At 70.7% G+C, this 2443-nt stretch carries 1 protein-coding gene; it reads left to right on the top strand.

Annotation, left to right across the window (positions count from 1 at the left end; genetic code table 11):
• On the top strand, positions 1-2443 hold a 2443-nt coding region (locus tag AC1D1S_RS20680), incomplete at both ends, for a hypothetical protein (RefSeq protein WP_476995394.1).

The raw sequence follows: 2443 nt of genomic DNA, 5'->3' as shown, positions 1-2443 counted from the left end.
CCTCCGGCCCTGCCTGCCACCGGCGGCGCCACATCCGCCGCCACATCGCCCGACGCCGGCGCACGCGGCGACGCTGCCGGCCCGCCGTYGTCCGCCGCGGTCGGCCTGCAGCCGGTTCCCGTGCGGGCCGCCGGCGTCCAGCTGATCGGCGAGGCGAAGGGATCCGGTTACAAGGAAGCCCCGTCCCTCGTGCGCCGTTCCGACGGCCAGACCATCCAGCTCACCCGACTGCTGTACCTGGTGCTCGAGGCGATCGACGGCGAGCGGGGCCTGGAAGAAATCGCCGGGCACGCCAGCGACAGTTTCGGACGGCTCGTCAGTGCCGAGAACGTCCGCACCCTGATCACTTCCCAGCTGCTCCCCCTCGGCCTCCTGCAGCTGGCGGACGGTTCCGAGCCGGCGGTAAAGAAATCGAACCCGCTGCTGGGTATGCGCTTCCGGTACTCGGTGACCGATCCGGACCGCACCCGGAAGATCACCGCGCCGTTCGCCACGCTGTTCAACCCCTTGATCGTGGTGGCCGTGACCGCGGCCTTCCTGGCCACGTGCTGGTGGGTGCTGATGGTCAAGGGTCTGGCATCGGCCACGCATGAGGCCTTTGCCAACCCCGGACTGGTGCTTTTGATCCTGGTGGTAACGGTGCTCTCGGCCGGTTTCCATGAGTTCGGCCACGCCGCCGCCGCCCGCCGCGGCGGGGCCACCCCCGGCGCCATGGGGACCGGCCTGTATCTGATGTGGCCGGCCTTCTATACCGACGTCACGGATTCCTACCGGCTGGGGCGCGGCGGCCGGCTGCGCACGGACCTCGGCGGACTGTACTTCAACGCCATCGTGGCCGTCGCGATCATGGGCATCTGGTGGGCCACCGGCTTCGATGCGCTGCTGCTGGTGGTGGTCACCCAGATCCTGCAAATGGTCCGGCAGCTGATGCCGCTGGTCCGCTTCGACGGCTACCATATCTTGGCCGACGCTACCGGTGTCCCGGACCTGTTCCAGCGCATCAAGCCCACGCTGCTGGCCCTGGTGCCGTGGCGGAAGACCGATCCCGAAGCCGGGCTCCTGAAGCCCTGGGCGCGGGCCGTGGTCACCATCTGGGTGCTGGTCACGGTTCCCCTGCTGCTCTTCAGCATGGCCACCATGGTGCTCACCCTGCCGCGCGTCCTGGGCACCGCCTGGGATAACGGCCTGAAGCAGCAGGCCATGCTTTCCCACAGCGTCGCCACCGGGGACCTCGCCGACGCCGCCGTCCGGGTGATCGCGATCGCCTGCCTGGCGCTGCCGGTGCTGGGCATCTTCTACATCCTGTTGCGCCTGGTCCGCCAGCTGGCCACCGGCCTGTGGCGCAAGACCCGCGGAAAGGCCCTCCAGCGTGCCACCGCCATCGTTGCGATCGCGGCGGTGGCGGCGGGCCTCGCCTGGGCCTGGTGGCCGGGAGCTGACACCTACCGCCCGGTCCAGCCCTACGAGCGCGGCACCCTGGCCGACGCCACCACCGCCGTCTTCCCGGCCTCCGCCGCGTCCCGGATGGCCGAGGGCCAGTCGGGAACGACCGTTGCCCTGTGGCCGGAGGGCGCCCGGAGGCCCACACGCGAGGACCCGCAGCTGAGCATGGTCCTGGTGCCCCGGCAGTCCGGCACGGCCGGCAYGGCCGGCCCCGCACCGGCGCCGGCTGCCCCTTCCTGGGTCTTCCCCTTCGACAAGCCGGCTGCTCCGGAGGACGACGGCAACCAGTCGCTCGCGGTCAACACCACTGACGGTTCCGTGGTCTACGACGTCGCCTTCGCCCTGGTCTGGGCCGAGGACGGTGACACCGTGGACACACGGAATGAGGCCTACGCATTTGCCAGCTGCGCGGACTGCGCCGCCGTGGCGGTGGGCTTCCAGGTGGTCCTGATTGTGGGACAGACCGATGTGATCGTTCCGGAAAATCTCTCGGCGTCGTCGAACTATAGCTGCGTCCGGTGCCTGACCTACGCCCTGGCCAGCCAACTTGTCCTGACCCTGGATGGGCCCCTGAGCAGCGACGGCACGGCCAGGCTCAACGAGCTGTGGCAGGAGATCGCCGCCTACGGCAAGGACCTGCGGAACCAGCCGCTCTCGGAGATCCAGGGCCGGCTCAGCGCGTACAAGGAACAGATCATGGCGGTCATCAAGGCCGATCCGAGCGCCACCCCGGCCGGGTCCGCCGGTACAGCCCCGACGCCGGGCGGCACTCCTGCCGCCACGCCTGGTGCAACCTCCGGCGCCACGCCTGGTGCCGGTACCGCTGCCACGCCCGGTACGACGTCGGGAGCCACTGCCGAAACCACCCCCGGCAGCACGCAGGCCCCGGCCCCGGGGCCCACGGCGCCGGGTGACGGTACGACGTCGTCCGGTCCCGCCCCGGGCTCCGGTGCCACGGAGCCGGCAGGGCAGCAGCTGACGCAACCCGCAGCTCCCGCAC

Source organism: Arthrobacter sp. P1_A5 (assembly GCF_056406825.1).
This window is presented reverse-complemented; position numbering and strand designations above follow the sequence as displayed.